Source organism: Pseudomonas sp. FSL W5-0203, from assembly GCF_001896155.1.
Lineage (GTDB): Bacteria > Pseudomonadota > Gammaproteobacteria > Pseudomonadales > Pseudomonadaceae > Aquipseudomonas > Aquipseudomonas paracarnis.
On record NZ_MPOR01000040.1, the window covers coordinates 19,095 to 43,984 of the forward strand.

Here is a 24,890-nt window from a genome sequence, read left to right on the forward strand (position 1 = left end):
CCATGTTCCGGGAATCAGGCGGAAGTTTCCAGGCGCAGGCGCCACACGCCGTTGAAGCGTAGCTCGGTGGCGGACAATGGCTCGACGTCGATCCGGTAGAACATCGCGCTCGGCAACTGCATGACGGACAGCATCGCCGCGCGGATGACGAACGGGTGGGTCACGGCGATGACATGGCCGGGGTGGGTTTCGAGGGAGTTGAGCCATTGGCCAACCCTAATGCACAACTGACCCACCGACTCGCCGCCGTGGACTGCACTGGCGCTGTCGGTGGCCCAGGTGTTCAAGGTTGCGCTGTCGAGTTGGCCGATGCGCTGGCCTTTCCATGCGCCGACATCAAGGTCGCGTAAGGCGGGGTCGACCTGGGCGTTATCGCCGAACAAGCCAGCGCTCTGGCAGGTTCTGGCCTCGGGGCCGCACAGCAGGCGTGCCTGTTGTTTGTAGCGGCCGGCCAGGGACAAGGCCGCGCCCTGCCAGTCCATCGTGACGGACTCGTCATCAGAGAAACGCCCCTGCTTTTGCAGGGGCGTGATGGCGTGGCAGATCAGGGTCAAACGGGTGGCCGGCATGGCAATTCTCTGTACCTGTAGGAGCGAGGGGGACGCCTAGTTCTTGCTCGCGAAAAGCGTCAACGATAACGCGTGCTGCCTGAATAAGCGCGGCGCCTATGAGTTTTTCGCGGGCAAGCTCGCTCCTACGGGGTGTTCGTGCTTCAAGCCAGCGCAGCGCTGGCGGGCACGGCCGTGGAGTGACCGCTGGCGACAAAATCCTCCTTGCGCAACACCACCAACGCCAGCAACGACACCACCCCGGTCGCCACGTAGAAATACCACGGCGAGGTAATGTCGCCTGTCACCTTGATCAGCCAGGTGGAAATCAACGGTGCGCTGCCGCCAAATACCGCCACCGGCACGTTATAGGCCACCGCAATCCCGGTGGAACGAATGCGCGTGGGCAGCAGTTCACTCATCAGCGCATAGGTTGACGACGCGTACAGCCCGAACAAAATCGCCACCGCCATCAACGGCGCGAAGAAGGTCGCCGGGGTGGCGGTGGGGGCGGATTTGAACAGCCAGAACATCGCCAGGGTCGCCAAGGTGCCGATCACCATCAGGAACGGCTTGCGCCCGTATTTATCGGTAAAGGCCCCGCCAAATGGCATCACGAAAGCCGCCGAGAAGCTGGCGACGAACACGTACAGCAAGGTGGTGCCGCTGTCGAACTTGAGGATCTTGGCCATGTAGGTCGAGGCAAAGGTCAGCACCAGGTAGAAAATCGAGCTGTGCAAAGTGATGATAAAGAACACTAGGGCAATCGCACGCTTCCACTGCCAGACCTCGCGCAGCGGCGCCCGCGACGTTTGCCCGGCGCGTTGCAGGGCCAGGAACTCGGGGCTGTCTTCGAGCTTGAGGCGGATGTACATGGAGATAAAGCCCAGGGGCGCGGCGATCAGGAACGGTACGCGCCAGGCCCATTCCTGCATGACCTCGGCGCCCAGCCCCCAGGTCATGCCGTTAGCCACAGCGCCGCCGAGCAGCAGGCCGAGTACGGCGGTAACCATCAGCCAGCAGGTGGCAAAGCCGCGGCGACCGGGGCCGGCGTATTCAGAGATAAAGCTGGTGACGGTGCCGATTTCGCCGCCCGCCGAGAAGCCCTGTACGCAGCGCACCAGAATCAACAGGATCGGTGCGGCGATGCCCAGGCTGGCGTAGGTCGGCAACAGGCCCAGCATCACCGTGGAGCCGGTCATCATCACCAGCGCCATGATCAGGGTTTTGCGCCGGCCGATCTTGTCCGCCAGCGGGCCAAAGAACAGCCCACCCAGAGGGCGGATAAAGAAGCTCAGTGCAAACGCGGCAAAGCTGGCCAACAGGCTGGTGGTGGGGTCATCGGAGACGAAGAACGCCTGGCCGATATAGACCGCGAGAAAGCCATACACGCCGTAGTCGTACCACTCGATCAAGTGGCCGGAGGTGGCGCCCAGAAACGCACGGCGGCGCTTGCGGACGGTGTCTTGTGCGGGATTGCCCATCGTCGGGACTCCTTGTCTGATTATCGATCCATGTTAAAGCGCGGCGATACTCGCGGTTTGCAGCCAATGCCGCAAGTCGGTCTTGAGAATCTTGCCGTAGCTGTTCTTCGGCAAATCGCTGCGCCACACATATTTTTTCGGCTTTTTGAACGAGGCCATGCGCGCCAGGAACCAGGCCGTCAGCTCGCTTTCGTCCAGCGGCTGGCCGCTGCGCGTCACGACAAAGGCCACCACCGACTCACCCCATTGCGCGTCCGGCTCGCCCACCACACACACTTCGAACACCTCGGGATGCTGGGCCAGCACTTCCTCGACTTCACGCGGGTACACGTTGCTGCCGCCACTGATGATCACGTCCTTGGAGCGATCCGTCAGGGTCAGGTAGCCGGCCGGGTCGAGGTAGCCGATGTCGCCGGTCAGCAGCCAGCCGTCCACCAGCGTCTGGCGCGTGGCCTGCGGGTTGCGCCAATAGCCTTGCATCACCGTGGCGCCACGCACCGCGATTTCACCGCGCTCGCCGGTGGGCAGTGGCTGGTGCTCGGCATCAAGAATGCGGATCTCGACACAGGCTTGCGCGTGGCCCACCGAGGCGGCCAAGGTGGCCCAGTCGGGACGCTGGCGCTCGGCGATCAAGGCGCGTGGCAAGACGCTGATGGTCATCGGGCTCTCGCCCTGGCCGTAGATCTGCACCAGGCGCGGGCCGAAGGTGTCGACTGCTTCGCGCAGGTCGGCCAGGTACATGGGGCCGCCGCCGTAGACGATAGTCTTGATGCCGGCGCCGTGATAATCCTGGCGCCGCGCCTGCTCGACCATGCGTTTGACCATGGTCGGCGCAGCAAACAACGACACATCGCCCATGTGCTCGGCCAGCCCGAACAGCTCGGCGGCATCGAAGCCTTGGGAAGCCGGCACCACATGCCGGGCGCCGCAGCGCACATGGATGAAGTTGTACAGGCCGGCGCCGTGGGACATGGGCGCGGCATACAGCGCCGCATCGTCGGCACTCACTTGATCGACATCCGTGGCGTAGCACAGCGACATGGCGATCAAGTTGCCGTGGGACAGCATCACGCCCTTGGAACGCCCGGTGGTGCCGGAGGTGTAGAACAGCCAGGCGAGGTCGTGATCCTGGCGGGGCACCGGCTGCTCCAGGCTGGGCCAACCATGGCTGGGCGGCAGCGGGTGGCCGTCCAGTTCCGTGCAATGCGCGGGCAAATCCCGCGATGAAAATACCTGGCCGCCGTCGGTAAAGATCAACCGCGCCTCGGCATTATCGGCAATCCACGCCGCTTCGCTGGGGTGCAGCTTGGCGTTGATCGGCACCGCCACGCCGCCCATCCACCAGATGGCGTAGAGCAGTTCCAGGTAGTCGCAGCTGTTTTTCATCAGCAGCGCCACCGCGTCTCCCGGCACCAGGCCATGCTGCTCCACCAGGTGCGCGGCGCGTTGGCGCACGTGGGCGGCGAAGGTGGCGTAGTCGGCCACTTGCACGCTGCCGTCGAACAATGCCGGGCGTTGCGGGGCCCGGCGCTGGGTGTCGTGCAGCCAGTTGGCAATGTTCATGGCTCAGCTCCGGCGTGCCTGCAGGACCGAGGCGTAGTTGGCCACCGCCATGCCGCCCATATTGAACACCAGGCCAAACTCCGGGTTGGGCACCGCCAGGCCAATCGGTTCGCCGGTCAATTGCCGGAACGCCAAGGCATGCATGGACACCCCCGTGGCACCGACGGGGTGCCCCTTGGCCTTGAGCCCGCCGGAAAGGTTCACCGGCAAGCGCCCGCCGGCGCGCACCACGCCGCTGTCGAGCACGCGATGGCCTTCGCCCTTGGGCGCCAGACCCATGGCTTCGTAGATCAGCAACTCGGCAATGGTGAAGCAGTCGTGCACTTCGGCGAAGCTCAGGTCGGCCAGGGTCACATTTGCGCCGCGCAATGCTGAGTGAATCGCCCGCTGCGGGCCCTCGAAGGCGAGGATGTCGCGTTGGGCGATGGGCAGCGTGTCGTTGACCTGGGTCATTGCACGTATCTGCACCTCGCGACGAAACGCACGCGCACGTTTGGGCGAGGCGAGGATGATGGCGGCGGCGCCATCGCTGATCAACGAGCAATCGGTCAGGCGCAGGGACTCGGCCACGAACGGGTTGCTTTGGGAGACGTTATTGCAGTGCTCGAAATTCATCTCCCGATGCATCTGCGCCAAGGGGTTGGCCATGGCATTGGAGTGGTTTTTGGTGGCGATGGCCGCCATCGAGCCCAGCGGGCAGTGGTAACGCTCGGCGTATTGGCGGGCGGCGCGGCCGAACAACGGCGGGAAACTCAGGCCGGCTTCGGCCGGATCGTTCTGGTAACCGGCCCCGGCCAAGGCTTGGGTGACTGCGGCGGTGCTGGTGTGGGTCATCTTCTCGGCGCCCACTACCAATACCAGCTCGGCGCTGCCGGAGAGAATCGCATTGACCCCCGCCTGGATCGCTGCCGAGCCGGACGCACAGGCGTTTTCACAGCGGGTGGCAGGTTTGAAGCGCAGACCGGGGTCGGCTTGCAATAGCAATGAGGCGGCAAACCCGTCGGGCACCAGCCCCGAGTTGAAATGACCGAGGAACAACGCATCGATTTGCGACGCGTCAATCTCGGCGTCGCTCAGGGCTTCCCGGGTCACCTGGACGATCAGGTCTTCCAGCGTCGTGCCTTCCAGGCGACCAAAGCGGGAGTGACCAGCGGCAACAATGGAGACGCAATCAGCAGGCATAATCAATTTCTTCTGTTCTTGATTCGGACTTTACTTACAATGACCCACCCCTGATCGTGCGCCAATTCGTGTAACTACTTACACGGGTAAGTAGCGCCCCAGGGCATTGAACAACGAGGCAGGATGCCCCATGACCGCGCTAGCCCAGCAATTTCCCGACCTCGAACGCCTGGCGTTCAAGCTGTCCCCTGCCCCGCAGATCGTCACCAGCGACCGCGTGATTCTCGACTGCAACGACGCTTTTCTGAAGCTGTTCGGCTATACGCGCGATGCACTGGTCAACCAACTGACCCTGCTGATCTACCCGTCCCAGGCCGACTACCACGCCATCGGCAAGCGCAGCCATGACTGGCTGCTCGACAGCGACAACGGCTTTTATTCCGATGAACGCTTCATGCAGCACCACAACGGCGAAGTGTTCTGGGCCAAGTCCCACGGTTACACCCTCACCCCCAAAGACCCATTCAAACTGATGATCTGGCACTTCGAACGCCTGGACCGCATGCACCAGGGCACCGGCGACCTCACGCCCCGTGAGCGGGAAATTGCCATGCACATCGTCAACGGCTTCAAATCCAAGGAAATCGCCCTGCGCCTGGCGATCTCCCACCGCACCGTTGAGGTGCACCGGGCGCGGTTGATGAAGAAACTGCAGGCCAAGACGGTGGTGGAATTGGTATCGAAGATCATCATGGTGGCCTGACCGCAATGCCCAAAGCAGCGAAGATCAAATGTGGGAGCTGGCTTGCCTGCGAAAGCGGTCGTGCAGTCATAGATGCAGTGACTGACACGCCGTCATCGCAGGCAAGCCAGCTCCCACATTTAAATTGAGGGGCGTCAGGTAGCTGAAACGTTCAACCGAGCACGTCCATACAATTCCCCACCGCCCTGCCCCCCTAACCTCACGGCTTTCGAACCCTCAGAAGCGCTGGAGAACGGGCATGGGTAACACAACAACCAAGGTATCGCTGGCATTGACGCTGCTGGCAAGCGCGATGATGAACAGCGCGTTCGCCGCCACCCCAAGCGTGGCCGTGGCGCCGCAATACGACACCAGCCATGTGTATGTGGCACCGGCCGATGTGGACCGTTTTGCCCAGAGTTTCCTCGCCACCTTCGGCGGCAAAAGCACGCCCCAGGTCGTGGTCAATGTGCTGCCGGTGCCGAGCAGCACCACCTCGCAATTGCTCCAGACCCCGGCGGGCACCGTGTCGTTGTTCGGCTTTACCACCCCCGTACCCCACCCGTTCGGCCAGGAACGCAACGGCTATCTGGTCAAGGACATGGACGTGGCCCTCAAGGCCGCGCGGGAAAATGGCGCCGATGTGATCGTCAGCGATTTCCCCGACCCCATCGGCCGTGATGCCGTGGTGCAGTGGCCGGGTGGTGTGAACATGCAGCTCTACTGGCACACCAAGACCCCGGATTACACCGCCTTCGACACCGTGCCGGAAAACCGTGTGTATGTGTCTCACGACAGCGCCGAGCGGTTTATCAAGGCGTTCCTGGGTTTCTCCCACGGCAAGGTAGTGAGCGACGACAAGCACGCCCCAGGGGTTGATGTCGGCCAGGCCGGCGGCCACTACCGCCGCGTGGATATCGAATCGCCGTTCGGGCGCATGGCGGTGCTGGTCACCAACGGCCAACTGCCCTACCCGTTCGGCCACGACACCACCGGTTATCAGGTCAACGACCTCGCCGCCACCCTGGGCAAGGCCACCGGGTCTGGTGCCACCGTGCTGGTGCCGGCGTTCGACAGCAAAGGTCGGCGCAGTGCGTTGGTGGAGTTCCCCGGCGGTTATGTCGCAGAAATCCACCAACTCAGCGCGGCAAAATGATTCGTCACGCAGGCTGGAGCCTGGCGGTGCTGTGGCCGTTGCTTACCGGCAGCGTGCAGGCCGACGACCCGCCGGTACGCCCGGTGATCAAGGCCAACCGCTGGCAGGAGGACTGGTCTGTGCTCAAGGACCCGGCGTTGCGCACGCAACCGCTGGACAACCTCAAGTACATCCCACTGTCCGCCGCCAACCCGTTCACCTACTTGTCGTTGGGCGCAACCTTGCGTGAACGCTTCGAGATGAACGACGCCAGCGGGTTCGGCGTGCGGGATGTACCGCGTGACCGCTACCTGATCCAGCGCTTTCAGGTGCACGCCGACTTGCACCTGAACGAACACTGGCGGCTGTTCACCCAGCTGGAAGATGTGCGGGCCTATGACAAGACCACGATTGGCGGTGCCGACCAGAACCGCGTCGACCTGCGCCTGGCCTTTGCCGAATACGTGAAGACCTTCAGCGCCGGCACCTTCAAGGCACGGGCTGGCCGCCAGGATTTCGCCTTCGACTTGCAGCGCTTCATCTCGTCACGGGACGGCCCGAATGTGCGGCAGTCCTTCGATGCGTTGTGGGCGGACTGGGAAACGCCGCAATGGCGCTTTATCGGGATCGCCAGCCAACCGGTGCAGTATCAGGATGGCCGGCATTTCGACGACAAGTCCAACAGCGACGCGCGCTTCCACATGTTGCGGGTCGAGCGGCTGGTGGGCGGCACCAATGAGCTGTCGGCCTATTACGGCGTGTACGAGCGCAGCGCCGCTCATTACCTGGACGCCGACGGCGAAGAGACGCGCCAGTTGCTGGACGCCCGCCTCGGTGGCGCAGCCCAGGGTTTCGACTGGGACGTCGAAGCCATGCTGCAACGGGGCTCGGTGGGTAGCAAGACGATTCGCGCCTGGGCCGGTGGCAGCCGCACCGGCTACACCTTTGACACGCTGGCCTGGAAGCCGCGTATCGGCCTGCAACTGGATATCGCTTCCGGTGACCGCCAGGCCGGTGACGGCCGGGTCGGCACCTTCAACCCGCTGTTCCCCAATGGCTATTACTTTTCCCTGGCGGGCTATACCGGCTACAGCAACCTGATCCACGTCAAGCCGTCGATTACCGTCAAGCCCCTCGCCAAGCTCAGCGTGCAAACCGCCGTCGGCCTGCTGTGGCGGCAGACCACCGCAGACGCCGTCTACACCCAGCCCAACCTGCCCGTGGCTGGCACGGCGGGCCAAGGTGAGCGCTGGACCGGCGCCTACGGTCAACTGCGCACCGACTACGCCTTTACGCCCAACCTCAGCGGTGCGGTCGAGGCCGTGCACTACGCGGTCGGCCAGACCCTGCGTGATGCCGGTGGGCACGACAGCAATTATCTGGGCATGGAGCTCAAGTTCAGTTGGTGAGACAAGCACACCCATACAAGCCTCGGCTCAGGTTTACGGCAATAGTGATGCGGTTTTTTCACCGCCCTTTTTCAGCCCTGCAAGGAGTTTCAGATGAGCACATTCGTTGCCAAAGACGGTACCCAGATCTACTTCAAGGACTGGGGCAGCGGTAAGCCCGTGCTGTTCAGCCACGGCTGGCCGCTGGATGCGGACATGTGGGAATACCAGATGGAATACCTGAGCAGCCGTGGCTTTCGCACCATTGCCTTTGACCGTCGTGGTTTTGGCCGCTCGGACCAGCCCTGGACCGGTAACGACTACGACACCTTCGCTGACGATATCGCCCAGTTGATCGAACACCTGGACCTGCAGGACGTGACCCTGGTGGGCTTCTCCATGGGTGGCGGTGACGTGGCGCGCTACATCGCCCGCCACGGCAGTGCCCGTGTCGCCGGCCTGGTGTTGTTGGGCGCGGTCACGCCGATCTTCGGCCAGCAAGCCGACTACCCCCAAGGCGTGCCTGGTGAGGTGTTCGATGGCATCAAGGCAGGCCTGTTGAAGGATCGTGCGCAGTTCATCAGCGACTTCAACACGCCGTTCTTCGGTCTCAATAAAGGCCAGCACGTTTCAGAGGGTGTGCTCAGCCAGACCCTGCAGATCGCCATGCTTGCCTCGCTCAAGTCGACCGTGGATTGCGTCACCGCGTTCTCGCAAACCGACTTCCGCCCGGACATGGCCAAGATCGACGTACCGACCCTGGTGATCCATGGCGACGGCGACCAGATCGTGCCGTTCGACACCACCGGCAAAGTCGCGGCGCAGATGATCGAGGGCGCACAACTGAAAGTGTACAAGGATGCGCCGCACGGGTTTGCCGTGACCCACGCTCAACAGCTCAATGAAGACCTGTTGGGGTTCCTGAACCGCTGAACCTTGAAACATCCTCTCCTTGTTTGGCCGGGCTCGCCCGGCCTTTTTTTGTTCAAGCAAAGCGCTGAGCCAATACCAGCCGGCCCGGCCCGGCAATGAGGATGCTGGTAAAGATGATCAACAGCAGCCAGCCGAACTGACCTTCGAACAGCGTCCACTCCGGGTGCACCACCAGCAACGCGATGACCAGCACCGCCAGGATCGGCAGGCACGCCAGGCGCACCAGCACGCCCGCGATGATCAGCAGCGGGCACAGCACCTCGGCAAAGATCGCCAGCAGCAACGTGACATGGGCGCCCAGGTGAAACGGGTCCTCGATCAGCTTCAATTGCTCGCTGTAGTGGAACAACTTGGGCAACCCATGCACCCACAGCAGGAACAACGCCCCGCTGACCCGCAGAAACAACAGCCCGATATCCTGATTTCTTGCTTGGTTCATATGCCACCTGTTTGCGTCGAAAATGACCGGCAGTCAGTGTGTCCAACGTCGCGTCGCCGCACTTGCAGGCTTGTGCTGAAATCCTGCGTTTGCATTGCCCAAAGAACCCGGCATGATCTTGCTGAACTGCCGACCCCGCGCTACGGTCCCAACCCATACGCTCATCGCTACAGGAGTTTTTCCATGACGCTTCCCCAAGAAATGACCCTGATCGAAATCACCACCCCTGGCGGGCCCGAGGTCTTGCAGCCGCGCAGCGCCGACGTGCCAGTGGCCGGGCCAGGCGAGATTCTGATTCGCGTGCACGCCGCCGGGGTCAACCGCCCAGACGCCTTGCAGCGCGCGGGCAAATACCCGATGAAGCCCGGCATGAGCCCGATTCCGGGGTTGGAAGTGGCCGGTGAAGTGGTGGCGCTGGGCACTGGCGTGAACGAATACAGCGTGGGCGACAAGGTTTGCGCCCTGACCAATGGCGGCGGCTATGCGCAGTATTGCGCGGTGCCGGCCAGCCAGGCGCTGCCGATCCCTGCGGGCATGGACTGGATTCAGGCCGCTGCCGTGCCAGAAACGTTCTTCACGGTCTGGGCCAACCTGTTCGGCCTCGGCGGTGCCCATAAGGGCCAGCGCGCATTGATCCACGGCGGCACCAGTGGCATCGGTACCACCGCGTTGATGCTCTGCCAGGAGTTCGGCATCCAGGCATTCGCCACGGCGGGCAGCGCCGACAAATGCGCGGCGATTGCCAAGCTCGGTGCCGAGCCGATCAACTACCGCGAACAGGACTTTGCCGAGGTCATCGCCAAACAGACCGACGGCAAAGGCGTCAACGTGATCCTCGATATCATGGGCGCCTCGTACCTGAACAATAACCTCAAGGCCCTGGGCATGGACGGCCACCTGGTGATCCTCGGCTTCCTCGGTGGCGGCAAGGCCAACGACGTCGACCTGCTGACCATCCTCGGCAAGCGCGCGGTGATCACCGGCTCACTGCTGCGCGCCCGCACCCGGGAAGAAAAGGCCGAGATTGCCCAGCAACTGCGCGAACACGTGTGGCCGGTACTCAGTGCCGGGCGCTGCCTACCGATGATCGACCAGGTCTACGCCTACACCGACGCCGCCCAGGCCCATGCGCGGATGGAAGGTGGGGACCATATCGGCAAGATTGTGTTGCGGGTGAAGTGAGGCGATTCGACTTGCTCGCGAAGGTGGTGTGTCAGTCACTGTATCTGTTACTGCACGACCGCTTTCGCAGGCAAGCCAGCTCCCACATTTGATCTTCATTGCTTCGAGCATAGCGTTCGTTTAACTGACCGGCGTTAGGGCAAGCCTCCTCCCACACTGGATAAAACACAGGCCATCATGGGCTATCACGGCTGTTGGGCATACACCGGATAGTCCACATACCCCGCCTCTGTCCCGCCATACAAGCCTTCGGCCTTCAACGCATTCAATGGCCAGCCATTGATCAGCCGCTGGGGCAAGTCCGGGTTGGCAATGAAGGGCCGTCCAAAGGCGATCAGGTCCGCCAACCCGGTCTCTACCAGCCGTGCGCCGCGCTCGGCGGTGTAGCGGCCGGCGTAGATGATCCTGCCGCTGAAGGTGCGGCGCACGGCCTGGCGGAAAGTCTCGGGCAGGTCGGGCGCGTTGTCCCAGTCGGCTTCGGCGATGGACACATAGGCGATGCCCGACGCTTCCAGCACTTTGATCGCTTCGATATAGGTAAGGTGCGGGTCTTCTTCCACCAGGCCGATGTAGACCCGGTCCTGGTCGGTGCCACTGAACAGCGGCGAAAAGCGCACGCCCAGGCGCTCCGGCCCCACCACCTTGCACACCGCTTCGACAATCTCGCGCAGCAAGCGCAGGCGATTGTCCAGCGAGCCGCCGTACTCATCCTCACGCAGGTTGGAATGGGCCGAGATGAACTGGTTGACCAGGTAGCCGTTGGCCGCGTGGATTTCCACACCGTCGAACCCGGCGTCCAGGGCATTGCGTGCAGCCTGGGCGTAGTGCCCCACCAGCTCTTCGATTTCCAGCGCGGTCAAGGCGCGGGGTACCGGTGGCTGCACCAGTTCACCCACACCAGGCCCGGTTTCAATGAAGGCTTTGGCTTGCAACGCCGCCAGTGCAGACGGCCCCACCGGTGCACCACCGTCAGGTTGCAGCGCGTGATGGGACACCCGCCCCACATGCCATAGCTGGGCGAAGATCACACCGCCCTCGTCATGCACCGCTGCGGTGACTTTGCGCCAACCCTGGATTTGCGCCGGTGTATGAATGCCCGGCGTCCACGCGTAGCCCTGGCCCCGGGGTTCGATCTGCGTCCCCTCGCTGACCATGAACCCGGCACTGGCCCGTTGACGGTAATACTCGGCCATCAGGTCGGTGGCGATATTACCCGGCTGGGCGCTGCGCTGGCGGGTCAGCGGCGGCAGTACGACACGGTTGTTCAAGCGGTGATGCCCCAGCTTGATCGGGGTGTTCAGGATGCAGTCAGGCACGGCGATATTCCAAATTCAGGACGAACGAAAACCGTGGCAACTCCTGGGAGTCGCCACCGTGTAGATCGGTTGATTAACTTAAGCGCAGAGTGTCAGCAGGGCCTTGGCCACTTCGCTGGAGCTGCCTGGGTTTTGCCCAGTCACCAGCAAGCCATCGACGAGGACGAAGGATTGCCAGTCAGCGCCCTTCTCATACTGGCCGCCCAGTTTTTTGAATTCATCTTCAATCAGGAACGGCACGACTTCAGTCAACTGCACAGCGGCCTCTTCCGAGTTGGAGAACCCGGTGACGCGGCGGCCCTTGATCAACGGCTCACCGTTAACCGCCTTGACGTGACGCAAGGCACCCGGTGCATGGCAGACAAAGCCAATGGGCTTGCCGGCCCGCTCGAAGGCTTCGATCAGCGCGATGGACACCGGCGACTCCGCCAGGTCCCACAGCGGGCCGTGGCCGCCTGGGTAGAACACGGTGTCGAAGTCGGCGGCGTTGACCGAGTCCAGCTTCACGGTGGTCGCCAAGGCTTGCTGCGCTGCCGAGTCTTTACCGAAGCGCTCGGTCTGCTCGGTTTGCGCATCCGGTTCATCGCTCTTGGGGTCCAGCGGCGGCTGGCCGCCGGCCGGGGAAGCCAACACTACTTCGGCGCCAGCGTCCTTGAACGCGTAATAAGGTGCGGCGAATTCTTCGAGCCAGAAGCCGGTCTTGCGCCCGGTATCGCCAAGCTGGTCGTGAGAGGTCAGTACCATTAATACTTTCATTTTCCAGTGCCTCGGTCGGTGTGAATAACAGTTGTCTCATGTTAGGCAGCGAGGCAGTGGCTCACAATGTCATATCCGCAAGGATTGAGGACATGCACCAAAGTCGGTTGCCGTTTGCCGGGCACGCGCCGACAATCGCCTCTCCCCCGCCCCTTGGAGAGATGCAATGCACAGCGTTGCGCTGATGGTTTACCCGAATTTCCAGTCGTTGAGCCTCAGCCTGGGCTCGGTGTTCGAGTGCGCCAACCTGCTGCGCGGCGAGCCGGCCTATGAGTTTCACCTGGTGTCGGAAAGCGGCGGCGCCGTGATGACCTCCCAGGGTTTTTCGGTGAACACCAGCGCGCTGCGCCCAGAGGGCTATGACACCTTGATTGTCAGCGGCTACCTGGAGTTTCGCCTGCCGGAAGCCAACCTGCTTGAGCTGGTCAAGGCCGCGTCCGCGCAGTCGCGCCGGGTGGCGTCCTTATGCATGGGCATCTTTGTACTGGCCGAGGCAGGCCTGCTGGCGGGCAAGCGCACCACCACCCACTGGATCCATGCGCCGGCATTTCGCAAACGCTATCCGGATATCCACCTGGAAGAAGACAAGTTGTTCATTGTCGACGGCCAGGTGTGGACCGGTGCGGGCATGAGCGCCGGGGTCGACCTGGCGCTGGCGATGGTGGAGGACGACCTGGGCAGCGGCCTGGCCCGGCGCATTGCACGCAAGCTGGTGATTGCCCAGCGCCGCGGCAGCGAGCAGTCGCAACTGTCGGCCTTGCTGGAACTGGACCCAAAGTCCGACCGCGTGCAGTTGGCCCTGGCCTATGCCCGTGAAAACCTCACCCATGATTTGTCGGTGGACGCCCTGGCCGACGTTGCCCGGCTCAGCCCCCGCCAGTTCAGCCGGGTGTTTCGCGAAGAAACCGGTCAAACCCCAGCCAAAGCCATCGAAGCCCTGCGGGTGGAAGCTGCGCGGGCGATGATGGAAATCAGCCGTCACCCGGTAGAGGTGGTGGCCCGCGAAACCGGGTTTGGAGACCGCGAACGCATGCGCCAGGCGTTCCTCAGGGCCTTCGGGCAGCCGCCCCAGGCGATGCAGCAGGCTTTTAATGCAGCGATGCCCGGGTAATCAGGTAGTTCACCAACTGCGGGTCATCGTCCAATTCAATGCTCTGCACCGGGCGCGGCAGGTTATCCAGCACGGTGCGCCAGAACGCCTGGGACACCTCGTCCTGATCATAGAATCGCACCAGCCAATTAGCCGCGCCGCTGCACAGCACCTGGCTGGCGATGGCGCGGCCGATGCCCTTGCGGCGGTAGCGCTTGAGGATGAACAGGTCGGCCAGTTCCAGGGCGTCGATGCCAGGCAGTTCGCTGCCTTCGATCAACAGGAAGCCGGCGATGTAGCCGTCTACCAGCAGCAGGTTGGCGCTCCATTGCGGGTCGCTCCAGTAGCGGGCCAAGTGTTCGTCATGGATGTAGAAACGCCCATCGGCCTCGACATCTTCCTGTTCCCAGTCCGAAGACTCATAGGCGTAGTACTGGTAAAGATTGCGGATCAGTTCGGCTTCTTCGGGGCCGGTCTGGATCAATTCGACGGTGGTTTCAGGCATGGGGCTCTCGGTGGAAAAACGCAGGGCGCCATTGTTCACAAAAGTGCAGCCCACGCCAATGGCCTGGCGAATCCTTTCTATTGGCTGAACCGATTGCAAATAGCGATTGCCCTGGCCGAAATCCTGAAACATTTAGAATAAACTTCGCCGGTTCCCCCTTTTGCTCAAGGACACGTATTTTGACCAACGTCTGTACCGCCGGCCTGGATGTGGGCTTTGCCTCCCTGGATTACCTGCAGATCTTCATCCTGGGCGTGATCCAGGGCATTACTGAATTGCTGCCGGTGTCATCCACCGCCCATATGCGCGTGGTACCCGCCCTGCTCGGCTGGCAAGACCCTGGCTCGGCGTTTTCCGCAGCCATGCAATTGGCAGCGTTGGCAGCAGTGGTCAGTTACTTCTGGCGCGATGTGCGCCAGGTCACCACGGGCAGCATCAGTGCGGTGCGCCGCGGCGACTACAACGACCGCTGGTTCAAGCTCGCCGTGGCAATTGTGCTGGCAACCGTCCCGATTGGCATCGCCGGGCTGGCGTTGTCGTCGACCTTGAATGCCTGCAACTCGCCATTGCGCGGGCTGATGGTGATCGGCATTTCCTGCGTGGTGATGGCGGTGCTGCTGGCAGTGGCCGAACTGCGTGCCCGGCATACACGCGACGTGAGCCAAATGCGCCTGCGCGATGCCCTGATCGTGGGGGTTGCACAGATTGGCGCGTTGATACCGGGCGTATCGCGTTCGGGCTCCACGTTGACCGCGGCGCTGTTCCTGAATTTCAAACGCGAAGAAGCGGCGCGGTTTTCTTTCCTGTTAGGCTTGCCGGCCATCGCCCTGGCCGGTTTGAAAGAGTTATGGGTGCTGCTGCGCGCCGACCTGCCCGCCCACGCCTGGCCGCACTTGATCTTTGGCCTGGTGGTGGCCAGCATCTCGGCGTTCTTTGCCATCTGGGGCCTGATGAAATTTCTGGAGCGTTTCTCCACCTGGCCGTTCGTGATCTACCGTGCGCTGCTGGGGATCTTCCTGATTGTGGCGGTCAGCACCGGGTTGTTGAGTTAAGCCACCGGTTCGCGGTCGGCCAGCGCTTCGAGCAAGTCGGCCGAGGGCACGAAGAACAGGCCCCCGGTCACGGCCGTGCTGAAGTCGAGCAAGCGGTCGTAGTTGCCGGCCGGGCGGCCGACGAACATGTTCTCCAGCATCTGTTCCAACGGCTGCGGCGAGCGTGCATAGCCGATGAAGTAGGTGCCGAACTCCCCGGCACCAGGGCGGCCGAAGGGCATGTTGTCGCGCAGGATCTTCACCTCCTCGCCGTCCTCGTCAGTGATCACTGTCAGGGCGCTGTGGGAGTTGCTCGGCTTGGCGTCGTCGTCCAGTTCGATGTCCGACAATTTGGTGCGCCCGATCACCTTCTCTTGAGCCTCCACCGTCAAGCCATTCCACGCGGTCATGTTGTGCAGGTATTTCTGCACCAGCACATAGCTGCCGCCTTCGAACTCAGGGTCTTCATCGCCCACCAGGGTGAAGGCCTCGGCCTTGCGCCCCACCGGGTTCTCGGTGCCGTCGACGAAACCGATAATGCTGCGCATATCGAAGTAGCGAAAGCCCTGGACCTCATCGACCACCTTCACGCTATCACCCAGGGCGGCCATCAGTTGGGTTGCCAGCTCGAAACACAGGTCCATCTGCTCGGCACGGATGTGCAGCAGGATGTCACCTGGGGTCGACACCGCCTTGCGCCCTTGCACACCGAACTCGCGAAACGGATGCAAGGCCGCCGGGCGCGGCGCGCCGAACAGGCGGTCCCAGGCATCCGAGCCAAACCCGCAAACGCACGTCAGGTTGCCCGAGGGCACGCGCTTGCCTACCGAGCGCACCAGGCCTGCGATGTCGGCGCACCAGGCCCGCACGTTTTCAACCGCATCGGGCGCCAGGGTGGCGACCATGAAGATCGCGCTGCTGGTGATCGGATGGCACACCGATTGCGGTTCGAGCGGGGGACGGACGGGGCAGGTTTTCATGGGCATTCCACAGGCTGAGGGCGGTTTGAACCCGCGCAGATTAGCAGATCATCGATGGCAACTGGCCCACACCTGGCGAATCAGGGCTTTGAGCTTGAGCGCCTCGGCCCAGCGATCGGTGAGTTCGCGCCCCTGTGCGTCGGTAATCGCATAGGGTGGCGGGCCCAACTCGCAAGTGAAGGACAGGCTCTGCGGGGTGTCAGCGCGGCCCAGCCAGTGTTCGACCCCATAGCGCCACCAGCCGGTAAATCGCTCGACCCACGGTTGGTGCTGGGGAAAATCCAGGCCAACCTGCACCTGTTCGCTGCTGGCGATGCGGCCATGAAAGCCCCAGCTGTGACGCAGGATGGTGCGTATCTGTTCGTCGTCTTCCACACTGCCGGGCTGGGGCAACTCGCGGCCAACCACGTAGTGGGACAGGTCAGCGAGCAGTTTCAGATCGGGCATCTGTGCCAGCAGGTCGAGGGTGAACAACAGGTCGTTGGTGAGCCGATAACGGTGGGTTTCCAGCAAAATCTGGAAGTCCACCTGTTCGGCCAGGCGTTGCCAGCCGTCGATCAGCCTGGCCGCCTCGGCCTGGGTACGTGGGCGCACGTCGGCTTGCAAGGTGAGGTGGTGACAACCGTAGCGGCTGATCACCTCCAATGCCCTGGCCAGCTCATCCACCGATTGCGGGAACAGTTGCCCTTCAATCTGCAGGCCCCTGGCCGTGGCCGCCGCGTGCAGGCGCTGCACCGATGCCGGCGCCCAGTAATGGTCGGTGATGCCGTCATAACCGGCGGCGGCGATGCGGTCCAGTTGCGCTTCGAGGCTGCCGGGCTCGGTTTGCATGGCCCACATCGATTGGAATACTAACAACTGGCGCATGGTCAGCCTCGCAATAACAGCTTCAGGGATACCTCGGGGTCAGCCAGGCTGGCCGGGTTAAGCGGGATGTGGGCAGTGATCAAGTGCTCGCACAGCTTGATGTCCTTGGCTGCGCGGTGACCCATGGCCCAACCGCAGGCGCCTTGCAAACGGTGATGGTCGTCAAGGTAGAACAGCAGCAGGCCGCCGTCGGGCAATTGCCGGCGGACCATCAGTGCAGTCATCACCCCGACGGTGTACAAGCCCCACGCGTATTGATCGGACCAGAAACCCGGGATCATCTCGAACGCCAACGCCTGCCCCAGCAGGTTCAACGCCGCGAGACGGCCCTGGGCTTCGGCGTTGCGCCAGGTTTCCTGGCGCTGATAAAGGCCCGCCAGGCGAAACTCGCATACATCCCCCGCCGCGTAGATATCCGCCGCACTGGTGCGCAACTGCGCGTCGACACGAATGCCCTGCCCGACGTCCAAGCCCGCCGCCGCGGCCAACTCGATGTTGGGCTGCATGCCAATGCCGACCACCACCAGGTCGCAGGGCAGCCGCTGCCCGTCGACCAGTTGCACGGCGTCGGCGTGGATGCACTCCAGGGCGACGTTCAAACGCACGTCCACACCCTGCTCACGGTGCAATGCCAGCAACGCGTCACTGATCACCGGCGGCAACACCCGCCCTGCCAGCCGTGGCCCGGCTTCCAGTAGCGTCACCTCGCAGCCCAGGCCCCGCGCCGTCGCTGCCACCTCCAGGCCGATAAAACCACCGCCAACCACCACCAGCCTGGCGCCTGGCTTTAATTCATTGCGCAAGACCAACGCGTCATCATGGGTGCGCAGGTAAAACACGTTGGCCTGCTCTTGGGGCAAACGCCGCGCCCGGCCTCCGGTGGCCAGCAGCAGGCCGGCATAGCTCAACCACTGGCCGTCGGCCAATTGCAACCGGTGGTGCTGCGGCTCCAGGCGGCTGACCGGGTTGGCGGCGATATGCTCTACCTCGAGCGCCGCCAACTGCTGGCTGTCGCACAGGCTGCATTGCGCCAAGTCGGTCGAGCCTTGCAGCAAGCCCTTGGACAACGGTGGCCGCTCGTAGGGCAAGTGCGCTTCATCGCCAATCAGGATCAGGCGCCCGCTGTAACCTTCGTCACGCAGGGTGAGTGCCGCACGGCCACCAGCATGGCCGGCGCCGACGATGATCAGGGGAGCGTTCATTCTTCGGCCGTGACGGCGAGCAGTACCCGCCCCGCATCTACCCGCACGGGGTAGGTCTTGAGGTTGACGCACACCGGCGCGCCCAGGGCCTTGCCGGTGCGGTAATCAAAGCGTCCGTTGTGCTTGGGGCATTCGATCACATGGTCCATCACCAGGCCGTCGGCCAGGTGGATTTTCTCGTGGGTGCACAGGCCGGCGGTGGCGAAGAATTCGTTATCGGCTGAACGGAACACCGCGTAGGTCTGCGCGCCGTGGTCGAAGCGCAGCACGTCTTCTGCTTCTATTTCGCCCACGGCGCAGACGTCGATCCATTGATCGTTCATGCATTTATCTCCAATGACTGGCTTTCAGTCTGTGGCGAGCGAGCTTGCTCGCCACGGGTGGGGCGCTGGACGAAATAGCTGGGGTCTCTGCGCTGGCGCCAGATCGTCGGAATGATTTCCTGGTAGGCCTGCCACAGGTTGGCATACGGCGGCGGGCAGTCGTTGCGGATCTCTTCGTGCAGTTGACTGAGCGCGTGGTAAGGCACCATCGGGTACATGTGGTGTTCGAGGTGGTAGTTCATGTTCATGTAGATAAAGCGCAACACGCGGTTCATGTAGATGGTGCGGCAATTGCTACGGTGGTCGAGCACATCTTCGGCCAGGCCCACGTGTTGGCTGAGACCAAACAGGTAGCCGAGCCACGCGCCGTAGAGGCTGGGCAGGCCCACCAGCATCAGCGGCAACGCGCTGTGCAGGTACAGCGCGGTGCCGATGATCAGGGCGTAGATGCCGACCCAGATACGCGCATCTCGGTACACCTTGGGCCACTCGGATTCGGGGATGAAGTCCTGCTCCTGGGCACTCATTCGCCCGAACGTATGGCGGGCCACGCCGCTGAAGGTCTTCCAGGCCAGGGGTAGGTTGAACAGACTGAGGGCCATCATCCATAAGCTCGGCGGGCGCGGTTCAACGATCTCCGGGTCGCGACCGACGACGATGGTGTCGGTGTGATGGCGGGCATGGCTCCAGCGCCACACGTGGGGTTCGAAGAGGCACATGAAGCTCGCCACCTGATACAGCGCATCGTTCATCCAGCGGGTCTTGAACGCCGTGCCGTGGCCGGTTTCGTGCCAGCGCGGGTTGGAGGCCGTGCCGTAGAGCACACCGTAGGCGATGAAGAATGGCACGCAGGCCCAACTGCCCCAGAACCAGTAGCCGCCGACACCGGTGGCCAACAACGCTGAGAACCACAGGGCGGTGTCGAGCAACGCCGGAGCGTCGCGGCGTTGCATCAGGGCTTTCATGCGATTGCGCGGGATGGGCGACTGGTACCAACGGGCCGAGACCAGGCCCTTGTCGGCGGCCCGGGCGGCTTCGGGGCCGGTGAGGCTGTAATCGCGCCGAGCGCGGTGAGCGGTGTGTCCAGGCATTGTTATTGTTCTCCGCAAGCGTGGGTTTCAGGGGCTTTGCGAAACCAACGATAGAGTGCGGCTAAATCACCCTCAAGGCCTTGAATCCATTCCCTATCAAGCTATCATCCAGGCCCAGCGGGGCTTGATAGTTTTCTATCAAGACGCTCAAGGGGCCTGCCATGCACAACAACAAACGCCCAACCATCGCCACCGTCGCCGCCCATGCGGGGCTCAGCGTAGCCACCGTCGACCGCGTATTGAACGCCCGCGCGCCGGTCAACCCCGGCACCGCCGAACAGGTGTTCCAGGCCGCCGAAGCGGTGGGCTATTTCGCCGCACGGCTGATCGGCCAGCGCATTCGCGAACGTCGGCCCACCTACCGTTTCGGCGTGCTGTTGCTGGGGACCGCCCAAGCCTTCTATGCGCAGTTGGCCCACGCCATTAGCGAGGCAGCGCAGCATCACGCCACCGCTAACCTGAGCTGCCAGTTCGACTACATCAACGACCGCACGCCCGGCGTCATCGTCGCGCAAATCGAACAACTGGCCGTGCAGTGCGACGCCCTCGCGGTGGTCAGCTTCGCACATCCGTTGATCAACGCCTGCCTGGCGCAGATTCGTGAAGCAGGCGTGCCGGTGGTTGCCCTGCTTTCGGATATCCATGAACACGCTGCCGAACCCTATGTAGGCCAGAACAACCACGTGGTCGGGCGCACCATGGGCTGGCTGCTGGCGCGCACCTGCGGCGCACGCAAAGGCAGCGTGGGCATCCTGTTGGGCGGCCATCGTTTCCTCGGCCATCAGGCACGGGTCGAGGGCTTGCACAGCTATCTGGCCGAACACGCGCCGGGGCTCAAACCGTTGGAGCCGCTGATCAACCTGGACAACTGCGACATCACCGAAGAAGCCACCCTCGATCTGCTCAGCCGCCATACCGATTTGCGTGGGTTATGTGTGGTCGGCGGTGGTGGCGACGGCGTGATCAACGCCCTGGCGCAACTGCCCAAGCGCCCGGCGCTGTGCTGCATCCTGCAAGAGTCCACGCCGTTGTCGCGTCAGGCATTGAGCAACGGCTTGATTGATGTGGTGATGGACTCGCAGCCACGGCAAACGGCCGTGGCGCTGGTGGAGTTGCTGGTGCGCTTGCAGAGTGATGAGGGGTTTGACCCATTGAGGCACCGCGTGCATATACCGCCGCAGATAGTGACCCCGGAAAACCTGTGCAACTGATCGGTTTGGCTTGAGGTTTCAGCGCTCACGGAAATCGGCGGCGCTCAAGCCAAACCGACTCATCTTGTTGTACAGACCGCCTCGCGACACATCCAGTTGCTGTGCGGCCAGACGAATGTTGCCGCGGGTGCTGGTGAGCGCGGCGACGATGGCGTGCATTTCATGGCTGCTCAAATCCTGCGCGGGCTGGGGCTGGTAGGCGCGCAACGTGGTGCGTTGCGGGGTTTCCAGCGGCAATTCAGCCGATTGAATCAGCTCGCCCATCGCCAGGTTGGTCGCCCGCTCAATGACGTTCTCCAGTTCCCGCACGTTGCCCGGCCAGCCATGGGCTGACAGCAACGCCAACGCATCCGGCGCGAAACCTTGCACCGCTTTACGTAGCGAGCGGGCACAGCGCTGCAGGAAGTGCCGCGCCAGCAATGGGATATCGTCACGGCGCATGCGCAGTGGCGGCACGCTCAGGTTCAGCACGTTGAGTCGGTAATAAAGGTCTTCACGAAACGCACCCTCGGCCACCGCCTGGCTCAGGTTGCGATGGGTGGCGGCGATGATGCGCACGTCGACTTGCCGCGATTGCTTGGCCCCGACGCGGGTGATTTCACCCTCCTGCAAAACCCGTAGCAGACTGACCTGGGCATCGAAGGACATGTCGCCGATTTCATCCAGGAAGATGGTGCCGCCATCCGCCAGTTCGAACTTGCCTGCCGCCCCACCCCGCGCCGAGCCGGTGAACGCGCCTTCGACGTGGCCGAACAGTTCGCTCTGCACCAGGTCCCGTGGGATCGCGCCGCAGTTGACCGCCACAAACGGGCCGTTGCAACGCTCGCTGCCGTTATGAATGGCCTGAGCAAATAGTTCCTTGCCGGTGCCGCTTTCGCCGAGGATCAAGGTGGTGGACTCGCTGCGACTGGCGATACGCCCCAAGTGCAGTGCGTCTTGTATGGCCCGCGAGGTGCCCAGGATGGTCTCGAAGGTATAGCGGGCCTGGGTGCCGATAATGCGCCGGGTAATCTCGCGGATACGGCGGTTTTCGCGCACCGACACGATCACCCCACCCTGCTCCAGTGGGCATACCGAAACCAGGCAGGCGAGTTGGCTGCCGTCGTGCAAGTGGAAGGTGCAATCGCGGTCGCGCACAGGCTCACCCAGCGCGTCGCTCAGTTCACTGCGGCCCAGGCGCTGGAAAGGACTGCCGATCAACTCACGCCCTACCCCGAACAATTGCCGCGCATAACGGTTGAGCGCCTTGATGCAGCCACGCTCATCGAGCACCACCAAGCCTTCGTTGAGCACTTCGAGTACGGCCTGTTGTTCTTCCAGCAACACCTGCAGCGCCATCTGCCGCGACACCGCCTCGGCCGCCGCTTGAACGGTGCCCAGGGTATGAAAATGAAACCAGCCGGGCTCGGCGGTCAGAGTGAGCATGGCCAGGGTCTGGCCTTGGGCATCTTTGATCGGCGCGGCGGCGCAGTGCATGTGGCGCTGGCGCAGGCCGCTGGCGAAATTTTCTTCAGCCAGCACATACACCAGACGATCTTCGGCCAGGGCCAGGCCGGTGCAGTTGGTGCCTTGCACCGCTTCGAGCAAGCGACTGCCCACCGGGGTGATGTCCACCCCGCAAAAATACAGCGTCGTGCCCTCGGCATCCGTGAGGTTGATATGCCCACGCGGGTTGTAAGCCAGCAATCCATGCATGACTTGCGCGGCAGCGGCGATCAGGGCGCGATGGTGGGCCAGGGTCGCCGCCAGCGCATGAGGCGCAACAAAGCGGTAGTCGCTGTTACCGGGCTCGATACCCGCCTCGACACTGCGTCGCCAGGAATCCCAGATGACCTGGCGCACCCCGTCCGGACGCACGACTTTGCCAGCCAGGCACTCTCGCCACGCCTGTTCCAACGCGGCGATGGGCCCATCGTTCAGCGCGGCAGGCCCCAGGTTCGTGAGGTATTCCAGGTCTTGCACACTGAACGCCTGGGTCATTGCGGTTATCCATGTTCACATTTCCGACATGTAAGTATAGACATGTCATGAAAATGAACACTTTTAGTTTGATTAAAATAATAAGCCTTTATAAATCAGCTATTTATAAATTGGCATAGGCCTTGCTACCGCCCCTGTGTCACCCAGGACGGTCCTGGGGGCCCACAACAACAAAAGGGGTCGTTTCATGAGCACACACAACATCCGCCTGGGTTTGATCGGTGCCGGTCGCATGGGCAGCTTCCATGGCCTTACCGCTGCACGCCATATCCCCGGTGCCTGCCTCGCCGCCATCGCCGATCCGGTTCCAGGCCAGGCCGCTCGCCTGGCAGCAGAACTGGGGGTGGACAAGGCCTACACCGACCCGCAACAGCTGCTGGACGACCCGGACATCGACGGCGTACTCATCGCCGCACCTGCCCGTAGCCATGCCGAGCTGGTGATCAAGGCCGCACGTGCCGGCAAGGGCATCTTCTGCGAAAAGCCCATGGCGATTACCCTGGACGAAGCCGACCGCGCCATCGCCGCCGCTGCCGATGCACGGGTGCCCTTGCAGGTCGGCTTCAATCGGCGCTTCGCCAAGAGCTTTCGCACTGCGCACCTCGACGTCGTCGCCGGACGTATTGGCACGCCACAGCTGCTACGCTCGCTGACCCGCGACCCGGCGCTGAACAACCCGGCCAACTCACCGCAATGGGTGATCTTCCTCGAAACCCTGATCCACGACTTCGACACCCTGCGCTACCTCAACCCCGGAGCCGAAGTGGTACAGGTGCAGGTGATGGCCGACGCGCTGATCGCCCCGCAATTCAAAAGCCAAGGTTTGCTCGACACTGCCGTGGTCACCCTGCGCTTTGACAACGGCGCCATTGCCACCGCAGAAGCCAGCTTCCAGGCGGTGTATGGCTACGACGTGCGCGGCGAAGTGTTCGGCAGCAAGGGCATGCTGAGCATGGGCAGCCTTAACGACTGCGATCTGGTGCGCTACCTGGCCGAGGGCATCCAGGCAGACACCCAGCGGATGGACACCGACCTGCTGCGCGACGCATACATTGCCGAGCTCAACCACTTTGTCGACTGCCTGCGCAGCGGCGCCAAGCCCCTGGCCAGCGGTGAAGATGCGCGCGCAGCCCTGGCAATTGCCCGTGCCTGCATTGAGTCGTACCAAACCGGCAAGGCCGTGGCCGTACAAGGAGCCCGCGAATGATGCCGTTCAAATTGGCCGTCAGCGCCGAAATGGTGTTTCTCGAACTGCCCTTCATCGAACGGGTCAAACGTATTCATGCCTTGGGCTTCAGCGCCGAAATCTGGAGTTGGGCCGACAAGGACATCAATGCCTTGGCGGCGACCGGCGCGGACTTCACCTCGATGACCGGCTACCTCAGCGGCACCCTCACCGACCCCGACGGCATCCGCCAATTGCTCGACAGCGCCCGTGAGTCCCTGGGCATTGCCGAGCGCCTCAATTGCCCCAGCCTCAACCTGCATGGCACGGGCCTGGGTGAAGGCGGCCTGCCCGTGCAGGCCGTCAGCCACACCAACGGGCGCATGTGGCTGAGCGCTTGCAAGAGCCTGGAGAAAATCGCGCGCCTGGGGGAAGACGCCGGCCGCGTGTTCCTGCTGGAAAACCTCAACACCGCCGTCGACCACCCAGGTACACCGTTCGCACGTGCCGACGACACCCTGGCCCTGATCGAAGCCGTCGGCAGCCCGCATCTGAAAATGAACCTGGACCTGTACCACGCGCAGATTGGCGAAGGTAACCTCATCGAATTGATCCAGCGCGCTGGCAGCGCCATCGGCGAAATCCAGGTCGCTGATGTGCCTGGGCGCAAGGAGCCCGGCACGGGCGAAATCCACTACCCGGCCATTGCCCGGGCCTTGCACGCCATGGGTTACACCGGTGTGGTCGGCCTGGAGGGCTGGGCCAGCGGCGACAGCGAGTCAGCTCTGGAGCGTTTCCGCCAGGCATTCACCCTATAACAATAAAAGGAACAGCCTC

Annotated in this window: 24 protein-coding genes; 10 read left to right on the top strand and 14 right to left on the bottom strand. The window is 62.9% G+C overall.

Annotated elements, in window-relative coordinates:
• Nucleotides 1–14: 14 nt before the first annotated feature.
• The 4 genes from BOP96_RS24470 to BOP96_RS24485 all read right to left on the bottom strand — a co-directional run bounded on the left by BOP96_RS24470 (nucleotide 15) and on the right by BOP96_RS24485 (nucleotide 4,777).
• Nucleotides 15–569, bottom strand: coding sequence for a histidine phosphatase family protein (locus BOP96_RS24470; protein WP_014718104.1), 555 nt, complete (start codon nucleotides 567–569; stop codon nucleotides 15–17).
• Nucleotides 570–712: 143 nt separating this feature from the next.
• Nucleotides 713–2,032, bottom strand: a complete 1,320-nt coding sequence (locus tag BOP96_RS24475) for an MFS transporter (protein WP_014718103.1) — start codon at nucleotides 2,030–2,032, stop codon at nucleotides 713–715.
• A gap of 33 nt (nucleotides 2,033–2,065) precedes the next feature.
• Nucleotides 2,066–3,595 (bottom strand): class I adenylate-forming enzyme family protein, encoded by a 1,530-nt coding sequence (locus BOP96_RS24480; protein WP_060767426.1) that lies wholly within the window; start codon nucleotides 3,593–3,595, stop codon nucleotides 2,066–2,068.
• A gap of 3 nt (nucleotides 3,596–3,598) precedes the next feature.
• Nucleotides 3,599–4,777: an acetyl-CoA acetyltransferase gene (locus tag BOP96_RS24485; protein WP_073454253.1), complete on the bottom strand. Its 1,179-nt coding sequence runs from the start codon at nucleotides 4,775–4,777 to the stop codon at nucleotides 3,599–3,601.
• Between the two features lie 130 nt (nucleotides 4,778–4,907).
• Between BOP96_RS24485 and BOP96_RS24490 the strand changes: the two genes are divergently transcribed.
• The 4 genes from BOP96_RS24490 (at nucleotide 4,908) to BOP96_RS24505 (ending at nucleotide 8,915) form a co-directional block, all read left to right on the top strand.
• On the top strand, nucleotides 4,908–5,480 hold the full coding sequence (locus tag BOP96_RS24490) for a LuxR C-terminal-related transcriptional regulator (protein WP_003190613.1): 573 nt from the start codon (nucleotides 4,908–4,910) through the stop codon (nucleotides 5,478–5,480).
• 238 nt (nucleotides 5,481–5,718) lie between these two features.
• Nucleotides 5,719–6,615, top strand: coding sequence for a VOC family protein (locus BOP96_RS24495; RefSeq protein ID WP_019817307.1), 897 nt, complete (start codon nucleotides 5,719–5,721; stop codon nucleotides 6,613–6,615).
• Complete coding sequence (locus BOP96_RS24500; RefSeq protein ID WP_019817308.1) at nucleotides 6,612–8,003, top strand: alginate export family protein; 1,392 nt, start codon at nucleotides 6,612–6,614, stop codon at nucleotides 8,001–8,003. Before BOP96_RS24495 ends, BOP96_RS24500 begins: the two co-directional genes overlap by 4 nt.
• Before the next feature lie 93 nt (nucleotides 8,004–8,096).
• Complete coding sequence (locus tag BOP96_RS24505) at nucleotides 8,097–8,915, top strand: alpha/beta fold hydrolase (RefSeq protein WP_014718098.1); 819 nt, start codon at nucleotides 8,097–8,099, stop codon at nucleotides 8,913–8,915.
• Between the two features lie 52 nt (nucleotides 8,916–8,967).
• Here the strand turns inward: BOP96_RS24505 and BOP96_RS24510 are convergent, their stop codons facing one another.
• Nucleotides 8,968–9,354 carry a DoxX family protein gene (locus BOP96_RS24510; RefSeq protein ID WP_014718097.1) on the bottom strand — a complete coding sequence of 129 codons (387 nt, stop codon included), beginning with the start codon at nucleotides 9,352–9,354 and terminating at the stop codon, nucleotides 8,968–8,970.
• A 183-nt stretch (nucleotides 9,355–9,537) separates the two neighbouring features.
• Between BOP96_RS24510 and BOP96_RS24515 the strand changes: the two genes are divergently transcribed.
• Nucleotides 9,538–10,536 (top strand): NAD(P)H-quinone oxidoreductase, encoded by a 999-nt coding sequence (locus tag BOP96_RS24515; RefSeq protein WP_014718096.1) that lies wholly within the window; start codon nucleotides 9,538–9,540, stop codon nucleotides 10,534–10,536.
• Nucleotides 10,537–10,721: 185 nt separating this feature from the next.
• Here BOP96_RS24515 and BOP96_RS24520 read toward each other — a convergent pair whose 3' ends face one another.
• Together BOP96_RS24520 and BOP96_RS24525 are read right to left on the bottom strand one after the other, a co-directional pair.
• Nucleotides 10,722–11,852 (bottom strand): alkene reductase, encoded by a 1,131-nt coding sequence (locus BOP96_RS24520; protein WP_073454255.1) that lies wholly within the window; start codon nucleotides 11,850–11,852, stop codon nucleotides 10,722–10,724.
• A gap of 78 nt (nucleotides 11,853–11,930) precedes the next feature.
• Nucleotides 11,931–12,608 carry a type 1 glutamine amidotransferase domain-containing protein gene (locus BOP96_RS24525; RefSeq protein ID WP_019817311.1) on the bottom strand — a complete coding sequence of 226 codons (678 nt, stop codon included), beginning with the start codon at nucleotides 12,606–12,608 and terminating at the stop codon, nucleotides 11,931–11,933.
• A gap of 166 nt (nucleotides 12,609–12,774) precedes the next feature.
• Between BOP96_RS24525 and BOP96_RS24530 the strand changes: the two genes are divergently transcribed.
• The gene (locus BOP96_RS24530; protein ID WP_019817312.1) at nucleotides 12,775–13,719 is read left to right on the top strand and encodes a GlxA family transcriptional regulator; all 945 of its coding nucleotides are present in this window, start codon (nucleotides 12,775–12,777) and stop codon (nucleotides 13,717–13,719) included.
• Here BOP96_RS24530 and BOP96_RS24535 read toward each other — a convergent pair.
• Entirely contained in the window at nucleotides 13,697–14,335 is a 639-nt protein-coding gene (locus BOP96_RS24535) for a GNAT family N-acetyltransferase (protein ID WP_019817313.1), read from the bottom strand. The two genes, BOP96_RS24530 and BOP96_RS24535, sit on opposite strands and share 23 nt — an antisense overlap.
• Before the next feature lie 47 nt (nucleotides 14,336–14,382).
• On the opposite strand from BOP96_RS24535, the gene BOP96_RS24540 reads away from it, so the two are divergent.
• Nucleotides 14,383–15,255 (top strand): undecaprenyl-diphosphate phosphatase, encoded by an 873-nt coding sequence (locus BOP96_RS24540; RefSeq protein WP_038449834.1) that lies wholly within the window; start codon nucleotides 14,383–14,385, stop codon nucleotides 15,253–15,255.
• Here BOP96_RS24540 and BOP96_RS24545 read toward each other — a convergent pair.
• From BOP96_RS24545 to BOP96_RS24565, 5 genes are read right to left on the bottom strand one after another with little or no spacing between them, the layout of a single operon-like run.
• Entirely contained in the window at nucleotides 15,252–16,214 is a 963-nt protein-coding gene (locus BOP96_RS24545) for a Dyp-type peroxidase (protein ID WP_019817314.1), read from the bottom strand. The genes BOP96_RS24540 and BOP96_RS24545 overlap by 4 nt on opposite strands.
• A 48-nt stretch (nucleotides 16,215–16,262) precedes the next feature.
• Complete coding sequence (locus tag BOP96_RS24550; protein WP_073454257.1) at nucleotides 16,263–17,081, bottom strand: sugar phosphate isomerase/epimerase family protein; 819 nt, start codon at nucleotides 17,079–17,081, stop codon at nucleotides 16,263–16,265.
• Nucleotides 17,082–17,083: 2 nt separating this feature from the next.
• Nucleotides 17,084–18,283 (bottom strand): NAD(P)/FAD-dependent oxidoreductase, encoded by a 1,200-nt coding sequence (locus tag BOP96_RS24555; RefSeq protein WP_073454259.1) that lies wholly within the window; start codon nucleotides 18,281–18,283, stop codon nucleotides 17,084–17,086.
• Complete coding sequence (locus BOP96_RS24560) at nucleotides 18,280–18,606, bottom strand: MocE family 2Fe-2S type ferredoxin (RefSeq protein ID WP_019817317.1); 327 nt, start codon at nucleotides 18,604–18,606, stop codon at nucleotides 18,280–18,282. Before BOP96_RS24560 ends, BOP96_RS24555 begins: the two co-directional genes overlap by 4 nt.
• On the bottom strand, nucleotides 18,603–19,697 hold the full coding sequence (locus BOP96_RS24565; protein WP_073454261.1) for a fatty acid desaturase family protein: 1,095 nt from the start codon (nucleotides 19,695–19,697) through the stop codon (nucleotides 18,603–18,605). Before BOP96_RS24565 ends, BOP96_RS24560 begins: the two co-directional genes overlap by 4 nt.
• Nucleotides 19,698–19,858: 161 nt before the next feature.
• Here BOP96_RS24565 and BOP96_RS24570 point away from each other — a divergent pair, with 161 nt between their 5' ends.
• Entirely contained in the window at nucleotides 19,859–20,908 is a 1,050-nt protein-coding gene (locus BOP96_RS24570) for a LacI family DNA-binding transcriptional regulator (RefSeq protein ID WP_073454263.1), read from the top strand.
• Nucleotides 20,909–20,926: 18 nt separating this feature from the next.
• On the opposite strand, the gene BOP96_RS24575 is transcribed toward BOP96_RS24570, so the two are convergent.
• Nucleotides 20,927–22,888, bottom strand: coding sequence for a sigma-54 interaction domain-containing protein (locus BOP96_RS24575; RefSeq protein WP_073454265.1), 1,962 nt, complete (start codon nucleotides 22,886–22,888; stop codon nucleotides 20,927–20,929).
• A 187-nt stretch (nucleotides 22,889–23,075) separates the two neighbouring features.
• Here BOP96_RS24575 and BOP96_RS24580 point away from each other — a divergent pair, with 187 nt between their 5' ends.
• Together BOP96_RS24580 and BOP96_RS24585 are read left to right on the top strand one after the other, a co-directional pair.
• Entirely contained in the window at nucleotides 23,076–24,095 is a 1,020-nt protein-coding gene (locus BOP96_RS24580) for a Gfo/Idh/MocA family oxidoreductase (RefSeq protein WP_014718083.1), read from the top strand.
• Nucleotides 24,092–24,871, top strand: a complete 780-nt coding sequence (locus BOP96_RS24585) for a TIM barrel protein (RefSeq protein WP_073454267.1) — start codon at nucleotides 24,092–24,094, stop codon at nucleotides 24,869–24,871. The genes BOP96_RS24580 and BOP96_RS24585 overlap by 4 nt, the downstream gene beginning before the upstream one ends.
• Nucleotides 24,872–24,890 lie beyond the last annotated feature (19 nt).

Coding starts and splice junctions, on each gene's coding strand:
- BOP96_RS24545 (WP_019817314.1), bottom strand. CDS start 16,214: ATGAAAACCTGCCCCGTCCGTCCCCCGCTCGAACCGCAATCGGTGTGC.
- BOP96_RS24575 (WP_073454265.1), bottom strand. CDS start 22,888: ATGACCCAGGCGTTCAGTGTGCAAGACCTGGAATACCTCACGAACCTG.
- BOP96_RS24580 (WP_014718083.1), top strand. CDS start 23,076: ATGAGCACACACAACATCCGCCTGGGTTTGATCGGTGCCGGTCGCATG.
- BOP96_RS24490 (WP_003190613.1), top strand. CDS start 4,908: ATGACCGCGCTAGCCCAGCAATTTCCCGACCTCGAACGCCTGGCGTTC.
- BOP96_RS24555 (WP_073454259.1), bottom strand. CDS start 18,283: ATGAACGCTCCCCTGATCATCGTCGGCGCCGGCCATGCTGGTGGCCGT.
- BOP96_RS24550 (WP_073454257.1), bottom strand. CDS start 17,081: ATGCGCCAGTTGTTAGTATTCCAATCGATGTGGGCCATGCAAACCGAG.
- BOP96_RS24480 (WP_060767426.1), bottom strand. CDS start 3,595: ATGAACATTGCCAACTGGCTGCACGACACCCAGCGCCGGGCCCCGCAA.
- BOP96_RS24495 (WP_019817307.1), top strand. CDS start 5,719: ATGGGTAACACAACAACCAAGGTATCGCTGGCATTGACGCTGCTGGCA.
- BOP96_RS24535 (WP_019817313.1), bottom strand. CDS start 14,335: ATGTTTCAGGATTTCGGCCAGGGCAATCGCTATTTGCAATCGGTTCAG.
- BOP96_RS24485 (WP_073454253.1), bottom strand. CDS start 4,777: ATGCCTGCTGATTGCGTCTCCATTGTTGCCGCTGGTCACTCCCGCTTT.
- BOP96_RS24510 (WP_014718097.1), bottom strand. CDS start 9,354: ATGAACCAAGCAAGAAATCAGGATATCGGGCTGTTGTTTCTGCGGGTC.
- BOP96_RS24525 (WP_019817311.1), bottom strand. CDS start 12,608: ATGAAAGTATTAATGGTACTGACCTCTCACGACCAGCTTGGCGATACC.
- BOP96_RS24530 (WP_019817312.1), top strand. CDS start 12,775: ATGCACAGCGTTGCGCTGATGGTTTACCCGAATTTCCAGTCGTTGAGC.
- BOP96_RS24515 (WP_014718096.1), top strand. CDS start 9,538: ATGACGCTTCCCCAAGAAATGACCCTGATCGAAATCACCACCCCTGGC.
- BOP96_RS24500 (WP_019817308.1), top strand. CDS start 6,612: ATGATTCGTCACGCAGGCTGGAGCCTGGCGGTGCTGTGGCCGTTGCTT.
- BOP96_RS24560 (WP_019817317.1), bottom strand. CDS start 18,606: ATGAACGATCAATGGATCGACGTCTGCGCCGTGGGCGAAATAGAAGCA.
- BOP96_RS24505 (WP_014718098.1), top strand. CDS start 8,097: ATGAGCACATTCGTTGCCAAAGACGGTACCCAGATCTACTTCAAGGAC.
- BOP96_RS24585 (WP_073454267.1), top strand. CDS start 24,092: ATGATGCCGTTCAAATTGGCCGTCAGCGCCGAAATGGTGTTTCTCGAA.
- BOP96_RS24470 (WP_014718104.1), bottom strand. CDS start 569: ATGCCGGCCACCCGTTTGACCCTGATCTGCCACGCCATCACGCCCCTG.
- BOP96_RS24565 (WP_073454261.1), bottom strand. CDS start 19,697: ATGCCTGGACACACCGCTCACCGCGCTCGGCGCGATTACAGCCTCACC.
- BOP96_RS24570 (WP_073454263.1), top strand. CDS start 19,859: ATGCACAACAACAAACGCCCAACCATCGCCACCGTCGCCGCCCATGCG.
- BOP96_RS24475 (WP_014718103.1), bottom strand. CDS start 2,032: ATGGGCAATCCCGCACAAGACACCGTCCGCAAGCGCCGCCGTGCGTTT.